The following is an 8508-nucleotide window of genomic DNA, read 5'->3' on the forward strand; positions in this document are numbered from 1 at the left end:
CGCCTCATGGATGTTTTGTATCGGCTCCGGCACCTTCCCCAACGGTTGGTGGGTTCTAAACAGTTTGCGATTACAGAAGCCTGCGTTATCGGTTTGGTTTCTGGCTTAGCAGCTGTGCTGTTGAAGCAGAGTGTAGGGGTTTTGGGTGGGTGGCGAGTCCAAATGGCTACTCACATTCCTGCGGTCATTATTTTGCCTACCATTGGTTTGATAGGTGGCTGGTTAGCTGGCTTGTTAGTAGAGCGGTTAGCCCCGGAAGCTGCGGGTAGTGGCATTCCCCCAGTCAAAGCCGTGTTGGCGAATGTACCCCAAGTGCTGAATCTGCGAGTGGCTCTGGTAAAAATGGCCAGTGTGATTCTCGTTTTGGGGTCTGGTTTGAACCTGGGGCGGCAGGGGCCAACGGTGCATGTTGGGGCCGCGCTGGCGGCTCAACTGAGTCAGTGGATTCCTACCTCCCCGGAACATCGCCGTCAGTTGATTGCAGCTGGGGCAGCAGCGGGTTTGGCAGCAGGGTTTAACGCACCTATTGCCGGAGTGTTATTTGTTGTCGAAGAGTTTTTACAGGATTTTTCGGGCTTAACTTTAGGCACCGCGATTCTGGCGTCCTTTATTGGAGCGGTAGTGTCGCGGGTGTTAGGCGGACGGAGCTTGAGTTTAGATGCGGCGATCGCCAGCCTCAACACGACCTTTTCGGTGCAAGATCTACCCTTTTTTCTCCTGTTGGGGTTGCTGGCAGGGGTTTTGGGAGCGTTATTTAATCAGGGCATCTTTACGAGTCTGCGGTTGAACCGTCAGGTTTTGCAGATGGGTCTACCCTGGCGGATCGCTCTGGCAGGATTTGTATCGGGGTCAGTGGCTGCCCTCCTGCCCAGTGCATTTCGGGATAACACAGGGTTACAGGATTTTCTCAGCACAGGTTCCGTGGGATGGCAATTCTTGCTGGTAGCTTTTGCTATTAAATTTCTGCTGACCCTGGTGGCCTATGGTTCTGGTGCTCCAGGGGGCTTGTTTGCGCCTTCCCTGGTGCTGGGAGCGGCGCTGGGGTCGCTCGTCGGGTTACTGGCCCATGGAGTTGCCACAGCGATAGGCGGGCCGCTGATGGTGGGAGCGGGGGTGAGCGAAACGACAACTTATGCCCTGGCTGGCATGGGAGCGTTTTTTAGTGCCGTCACCCGGGGGCCGATTACTGCCATTGTGATCGTGTTTGAAATTACGACAGATTTCAATTTAGTACTGCCCCTGATGATTGGGTCGGTGATTGCCTACTTGGTAGCCCATCGTCTGGTAGGCGGCTCGATTTACACACACCTGCTGGCTTGGAGTGGTATTGAGCTGGGGCGGAAGGAGGTGGAGGGGGAACCCTGGCGCCAGTTGACGGCCGCAATGGTGATGCAGCCACGGGTGGAAACGTTACCCAGTCAAATTCCCATCAATGAAGCGAAGCAGGCGTTTGCGCGATCGCATCACCGAGGCTTCCCAGTGGTTGATGACGGCAAGCTGGTGGGTATCGTCACGCAATCCGACCTGGCAACTCGATCAGTCCAGGTGCCGGATTCTGACGCCGCAACGCTGTCGCAGATTATGACACCCCAACCGCTCACAGTCACGCCCGATGCCCCTCTGACAGACGTGCTGTATATGCTCAACCGCTTTCAGCTCAGCCGTTTGCCTGTGACGGAGGGAACGCGGCTGGTGGGCATCATTACCCGAGCCGATATTATTCGGGCAGAGTCTGATCAGATTAGCGGTGATGGCCGCCCCTTTGGGCCTCAGCCGGAACCCTCCTACGTCGTGTATCAGACGCGATCGCCTAACACGGGGCGGGGCCGATTGTTACTTCCCTTAAGCAATCCTCAAACCGCGCCCCTGCTGATGAAGTTAGCTGTAGCCCTGGCCACGGATCGCCAGTACGAATTAGAACTGCTCCAGGTCATTCCGGTGTCGCGAGGCAGATCTCCAGCCACAACCCCCGTCCGAACCACCGCCAGTCGTCGCTTATTGCGGCACATTGAGGCGTTGGGGCAGGACGCACCGATTTCGATTCATACCCAGGTGCGGGTTGCCCACGATGTTTCGCAGGCCGTGTTGGAAACCATTAAAGAGCGCCACATTGATCAGGTATTGATGGGCTGGAAGGGGAATACCAGTACACCGGGGCGAGTGTTGGGTAGTGTGGTGGATACCTTGGTGCGCCAGGCCCCTTGCGAAGTATTGCTGGCCAGGCTGAGCGACACGCCCCGCTTTGATCGTTGGTTACTGCCCCTGGCCGGTGGCCCTAATTCTCAGGCAGCCCTACAATTGCTCCCAGCGATGCTAACCCTGGCGCAGCAGCCCGAGGTGCGGTTGTGTCAGGTGTTATTAATCGACAAACCGGTGGTTAACTCAGACTTGCTGCAAGAGGCCGCGTCACTGCTTATGCAACACACCAGCAACGTGCCTATCTATGCTCAGCCTGTCTGGGGCGACTCCGTGCCGGAGGCGATTGTACGCCTTGCTGCTCAGAAGCATTACGATGTGATTGTGCTGGGAGCCAGTCGAGAAGGGTTATTAGCTCAAGTGATGCAAGGGAATATACCCGAAGCGATCGCCCGTAACAGTTCTTCCACTGTTCTGCTCGTTCGGGGTACTATTACCAGTGAATCTACTTAATCTTCAGAAATTGTCAGTGGTAGAAATGGCAAAAATCTGGGGAAAATAAGGATGATCGGATCAAAATAGAAATCTCATCAGGATCAGCGCATTGATGAGTTGTATGAAGTAAGCGGTGAGATCCCCGCGTTTGGTTGTGAGAGTGTTCGTTTTATTGGCTGCAGAGGTGCTTATCTGTCGCTGATTTCAGGCTTAGGGGTTGCCTGTGCTAGAGGGCCAGGTTAGCCTAAGCGTTGCTTCAACCTGGGTGCATCACGCTACTGTTCATCTACTCTTCAAGGGATTCCCCTGTGAACTGGATCGATCTCCGCCAAATCAAACAGATTTGGGAGAAGCAGAAACCGCAAGTTTTACCCGGCTTGCGTGTTATTGGCGTGACCAGCCTGACCGTTGTGAGTTTGGTCGTTGGCGCCAAGCAACTGGGTTGGTTGCAGCCTCTAGAATTAAAAGCTTTTGACCGTATAGTGCGGCTTCGAGAAGACCAGCCTGCCGATGACCGGCTGTTAATTGTCGGCATTACGGAAAGTGATATTCAAGCGATGGCTCGTTCTACCCCCGACGATGCCACCCTGGCCAAAGCTCTACGCAACCTGGAACAGTACGAACCCCGCGTCATTGGGTTAGACCTGCATCGGGATGTTCCACAGGAACCTGGAAATGCCGAACTGCAACAACAACTCAAATCACCGCACCTGATTGCCATTACCAAGCTAGGCGAACGGGCCGATGCTGTGCCTCCACCCCCTCATGTGCCAGAGGAACGCATTGGTTTTAATGATTTACCTGTCGATGAAGATGGCATTGTGCGGCGTAATTTGCTGTTTGCCTCGACAGAAGACACGACCTTCTTTTCCTTTGCGTTGCGGCTGGCCCTGTCTTATTTGGAACCCGAAGGGATAACCCCAGCACCCAGCGCAACGGATTCCAACGTAATGCAGATAGGCTCGGTTGAGTTCCATCCCCTCGGAAAATCGTCAGGAGCTTATGAGCAACTGGATGATCGAGGCTATCAGGTTTTGCTCAAGTACCGGAGGCGATGGGATGTAGCCCGGACGGTTACGCTCACTCAGGTAGTGCGCAATGAAGTGCCAGCATCCTGGATCCGTAACAAGGTGGTCATGATTGGCACCACTGCCCCGAGTGCGAAAGACTTGTTCTACACCCCTTACAGTGCTGGAGAGCAAGAAGACCATCAGATGGCCGGGGTTGTGATTCATGCCCAGATGGTGTCTCAGATCATCAGTACAGTACTGGATGGTGAGCCGTTGTTCCAGTTCTGGAGTGACCCCCAGGAATGGTTGTGGATTCTGGCCTGGTCACTGCTGGCGGGCAGTTTAGCCTGGATGGTCCGGCATCCGGTGGCCTTGGGGTTGAGTGCTTCAGGGTTGATAGTATTGCTGGTGGGTTCTTGCGTGCTTCAGTTTCAGCAAGATCGATGGGTCCCGACGGTGGCTCCAGCGATCGCCGCTCTTCTCAGTGCGGGACTAGTGGTTACCAATCGCGCGCAGCAAGCGCATCAGCAACAGAAAATGGTGATGACGCTACTAGGTCAAAATACCTCTCCTGAGATTGCCAATGCGTTGTGGCAGTCGCGCGATCGCTTACTCGAGTCGGGCAAACTGCCGGGAAAACGGCTGGTTGCCACGATGCTTTTTACCGATATTCGTGGATTTAGCCACATTTCCGAGCAAATGGCTCCGGAAGCGTTACTGGAATGGCTGAACGAATATTTGGAAGCGATGACAGAAGAAATTCAGCGGCACCAGGGCATTATCAACAAATTTACGGGAGATGGTTTGCTGGCGGTGTTTGGGGTACCGATGCCGCGCCTGGAAGAGCGGGAAGTGGATGAGGACGCATACCGGGCGGTATCGTGTGCGCTGGCCATGGCGAAACGTTTACGGTTGTTGAACAAAGGCTGGGAGGAGCGGGGATTTTCGGCGGTGGAAATGCGGGTGGGTATTTTCACGGGGCCAGTGGTGGTAGGAAGTTTGGGAGGGCGCGATCGCATGGAATACGGTGTGATTGGCGATAGTGTCAACATTGCCTCCCGCTTAGAGAGCTGTGCAAAGGAACGGCAGGTAGATCCCTGCCGCATCTTGATCGCTGAAGAAACGCTGGTGCACATCAAAGAGCATTTTGAGGTGGAATCCTGGGGGCCTATGTCACTCCACGGGAAGCAGCAGCAAATCAATATTTATCGGGTGTTGGGTTATGCGTTGCTACCTCCACCGCCGATTGACGTGATCCCGGTTCCTGAAGAGGGTCGTAGCACAAGCGTCTAATCTGTATTTCTGAGAACAGTCCTATGCTCTAAAGCTTTGGTGGTAAAGGTGTTGTACGCGCACCTCTACCACCCAAGCTTCAGAGCCGTAAAATTGTGTAGTTTCTGTAAATCTGGGAAATACCGGAAACAATCCAGGTGGACATGAATCTATAGAGCGTAAGTATTCGAAACAAATGTGTTCGGATGTTAAGTATTCAGGGTCAAATTGCTAGCATCCTAAAGTCTGCTTCCAGTTTTAATTTTCTATGGAACAGAGGTTTTTGATCTGAGGGTCATTCCGAAGTTTCGGCTCAGTGCATTCAGGTTCGATTGGGTTCCTATCAGGGTTCCCTGTCAGGCTGAATGGCTTTTTGAGAGTGTTGTTGGCCAGATCGATGGTTGTAATCATCGGTCTAACAGTTGTGCCTGCAAGCTTCACTTATTCTTATCCCCTATCATTCCTCCAGCCCGCTTCCATGAATATTACCCAACCTAGATTGCTGTTTACCTTGTTTTGTTCGTCAGGGCGCTTTGCTGTACGCTTTTTGCTGCTGCTGGGTCTGCTGCTTTCGGCCATTCCTATGCCAGCGGAGGCCCAGACCTTTGTACCTCCGAATCGAGGCATGCCCGGTCGTCGTGAAGGAGGCGGTACCCGAGGCTGTTGGGGGTATAACCCCAACGATCCCAGCCGTAGCGGCCTGGTCGCTCTGGTACCTGCAGAAAATTTCGGCTATACCCTGGATGAATATCCCTCATTCTTTGTGTATGTGCCGAAGTCTTTTGCGGAGCAGGCGGCCGCTGCGGAGTTTGACCTGATGGATGCGGACGGCGAGTCGGTTTATCATGCTTCCTACCGGGTTTCCGATCGCTCAGGTGTGCTTCGCATTGACCTACCCAAAACCGCTAATTTGGCTCCTCTAGAGGTCGGAAAGGACTATAACTGGGCGTTCACCCTGGTCTGTGATGCAGATGATGCCTCGGCTAACCTGATAGTTGACAGTTGGATTCAACGTATGGAGCCTTCGACCCAACTTCAGGCAGAACTGCAAGCCACGGCTCCAGATCAGCTTCCCGAACTACTAGCCAGTCGGGGTATCTGGTACAACACGCTGGCTAGCCTCGCTAATCCCGAGGCGGGTGCTTCACACGATAATGTGTCTCAACTGCCAAACCTGCTAGCTCGCTGGCAAACCTTGCTCAACTCTGTTGGCCTGACTGTATTGGCAGAAGAATTAGTTCCCGACGCATTGTTACCTCTGACGTCTACGGCCCATCCTACTGGCTCAGAACCAGCCCTAACGGCTGGGCACTAAGTGCTTTAATGCGTTGTTAAATATCAAGAATTTTTGAGGCCTACGACCCCAAGAGTTTTTGATGGACCTACCGTTCTAGGGTCTTCTTTATAAGGTTGTTTGCGTGTACTTCACCCATAAAAAACAACCCTGCCAGCAAGCTCTAAAACATGGCTTAGTAGATGCTCGTCCAAGCAATTAGTTTTCTATCAGGCTGAGGGTATCTTGAAACTAAGCGAAAACCAATCTCTGGGATTGGCTTGTTACTAGCTCTATCCGCTCTTACGTAAATTGCTCAGGAGTTTCCTATGGGTATTCCGTTCCATTCCCTCAGCCGTGCCGCTATTTCGCTGACTCTGTTGACGGCAACCCTATGGAGTGTGCTGCCATTGCCGGTGCAGGCCCAATATACACCGCCTGATCGCGGGTTACCCGGTCGCCGGGAAGGAGGAGGAACTCGCGGGAATGGTTGTGCGACGAGCGATCGCCCTCTCACAGCCCTGGCTCCTCAGTTTGTGGTGGATGGTACGGTATCGATCTATGGCACTACGGTATCAGAAACCCCCAAACTCTATTGGTATGTGCCTGCAGTGAATGCTCAGGCATTAGAGTTTGTGTTGCTGGATGAGGACGGAGACGAGGTTTATCTTGAGACATTACCGGCCAATGAGACACCGGGCATTGTTGGGGTCGAGGTTCCGGCTGCTGAAAATTCCACCCTTTCGCGCCTGACGCCCAATCAAGACTATCACTGGTTCTTCTCCGTGGTGTGTGATACCAGCGATCGCTCCGGTGACGTCATCTCAGAGGGCTGGGTGCGTCGCATTCCTGCGGAAACCTCTCTGGAAGCTCAGCTCACAACCACTCCGCCTACTCAACATGCAGGGGAATTGGCTCAGGCGGGTGTCTGGTTTGATGCGTTAAACACGGCGGCACAGCAGCGTTGCCTACAACCAGAGGACATGAGCTCGCTTGAGCAGTGGAATACGTTACTGGGTTCCATCGGTCTGGAAAACCTGACAGATGCCCCCTTACTGGAGAGCTGTCCAGCCAATTAATAGAAGAGGAAGGCTTGGCCTTCCTCTTCCCAGCAATAAAAAGAGGGAGGCTTGGCCCCCCTCTTTTTATTGCTGGGCGTGCTTTCCTAACCTCACCTCAGTTCGGGATAAGCTGAAGTGCTCATTTTGGCGTGCGCAAAGCGCACGCCAAAATGAGCGTTTTCGAGTGCCGCGCAACGCACGGCACTCGAAAACGCCCTTAACCCGAACTCAGGTTTCCTACCAGGGGTTTCCAATTAGCGTAAAGGCTGCCCAGTAATACGGGTGCGACAATGTCTGCCCGATCACAGCACGGGCACTTTCTGGGGGAAGCCGCAGGCTTTCTACTTTGCCTAATCCCACCAGTTGGCCGTTCTCATCTACAGCAACTTCTCCCCGTGCCATCGCAATCTGGGCTTGGCGCAGCGCTTCCGCTTTAATCGGCTCTACCTGGAGGCCTTCGTAGAAGCGGGCCATGAGAGCGGCTGTAGCAGCATCACTGACATACCAGAGACTTGCGACTGCCGATTTCACGCCGCTTTGAACGGCTAACCCAGCAAAGCCTAACTCTGCCTGTTCGTTCCCCAGGGCGGTACGGCAGGCACTCAGCACCAGCAACTCCACAGGCGGATTATTCCAACCCAACTGCCGCACCTGGTCCATACGGAGCCGCTCATTCCAGAGCTGAATGTAAGATTCACCTGCATCCCCCGCCACGAAGTCAGCATGGGTAGCCAGGTGGATAATGCCAAACGGCTGTTGCTCTCGGGCGTCCTGAAGGTTCTGAAGCGTACTCTCATTATTGAGGAGTACCTTGCCGCCCCACACCTGGAGGGCCAGGGCGTCTACCTCTAGCGGTACTGCTGGAAGTGGCGTTTGGCCCTGAGTGCTTTCGGCAATACCCATTGCCAGCATAGAACTATCGCGAATATCCACATAGCGAGTATCCGTGAGGCTGATGCTAGGCATCAGGCCAACGCTGAACTGCTCAATTAAAAATTGCTGACCGTCGTAGAGAGCGGAGTAGGGAAGCGATCGCAACCCTGCTTCCGGTAAGAACACTAGGTTAGTAATTTCCAAACGGCGCAAATCTGCCAGGATGGGCGAAATAATCCACTCATATAACTGCTGGCCCGAGGTGCGATAGCGGGTGTTGTTGATGTTGACGGGGTTGGTAATGTCATTGCGGAAGGTACGGGCAGTCTCCATCAGGCGCGATCGCGTCGCTTCCGGCACCCGATAGCGAATCAATCCTCCGTGAGCG

The 8508-nt window shown here is 53.9% G+C and carries 5 protein-coding genes; 4 read left to right on the forward strand and 1 reads right to left on the reverse strand.

From position 1 onward, the window contains the following. Nucleotides 1–6: 6 nt before the first annotated feature. From H6F91_RS23180 to H6F91_RS23195, 4 genes are all read left to right on the forward strand, one after another. Complete coding sequence (locus H6F91_RS23180; RefSeq protein ID WP_190772695.1) at nt 7–2649, forward strand: chloride channel protein; 2643 nt, start codon at nt 7–9, stop codon at nt 2647–2649. Nucleotides 2650–2939: 290 nt separating this feature from the next. Then, complete coding sequence (locus tag H6F91_RS23185; RefSeq protein ID WP_199308011.1) at nt 2940–4934, forward strand: adenylate/guanylate cyclase domain-containing protein; 1995 nt, start codon at nt 2940–2942, stop codon at nt 4932–4934. 457 nt (nt 4935–5391) lie between these two features. Then, nucleotides 5392–6228, forward strand: coding sequence for a DUF928 domain-containing protein (locus tag H6F91_RS23190; RefSeq protein WP_190772696.1), 837 nt, complete (start codon nt 5392–5394; stop codon nt 6226–6228). A gap of 287 nt (nt 6229–6515) precedes the next feature. Further along, nucleotides 6516–7265, forward strand: coding sequence for a DUF928 domain-containing protein (locus H6F91_RS23195; RefSeq protein ID WP_190772697.1), 750 nt, complete (start codon nt 6516–6518; stop codon nt 7263–7265). A 219-nt stretch (nt 7266–7484) separates the two neighbouring features. Here the strand turns inward: H6F91_RS23195 and H6F91_RS23200 are convergent. Then, nucleotides 7485–8508, reverse strand: a 1024-nt coding sequence (locus H6F91_RS23200; protein ID WP_190789512.1) for a CHAT domain-containing protein, incomplete at its 5' end; no start/stop codon positions are given.

Origin of the sequence: Leptolyngbya sp. FACHB-8 (assembly GCF_014695575.1) — a bacterium.
GTDB lineage: Bacteria > Cyanobacteriota > Cyanobacteriia > Elainellales > Elainellaceae > Vacuolonema.

What these genes read in the sequence shown, in the direction of transcription:
- H6F91_RS23180 (WP_190772695.1), top strand. Translation starts at nt 7, where the DNA reads ATGGATGTTTTGTATCGGCTCCGGCACCTTCCCCAACGGTTGGTGGGT.
- H6F91_RS23190 (WP_190772696.1), top strand. Translation starts at nt 5,392, where the DNA reads ATGAATATTACCCAACCTAGATTGCTGTTTACCTTGTTTTGTTCGTCA.
- H6F91_RS23195 (WP_190772697.1), top strand. Translation starts at nt 6,516, where the DNA reads ATGGGTATTCCGTTCCATTCCCTCAGCCGTGCCGCTATTTCGCTGACT.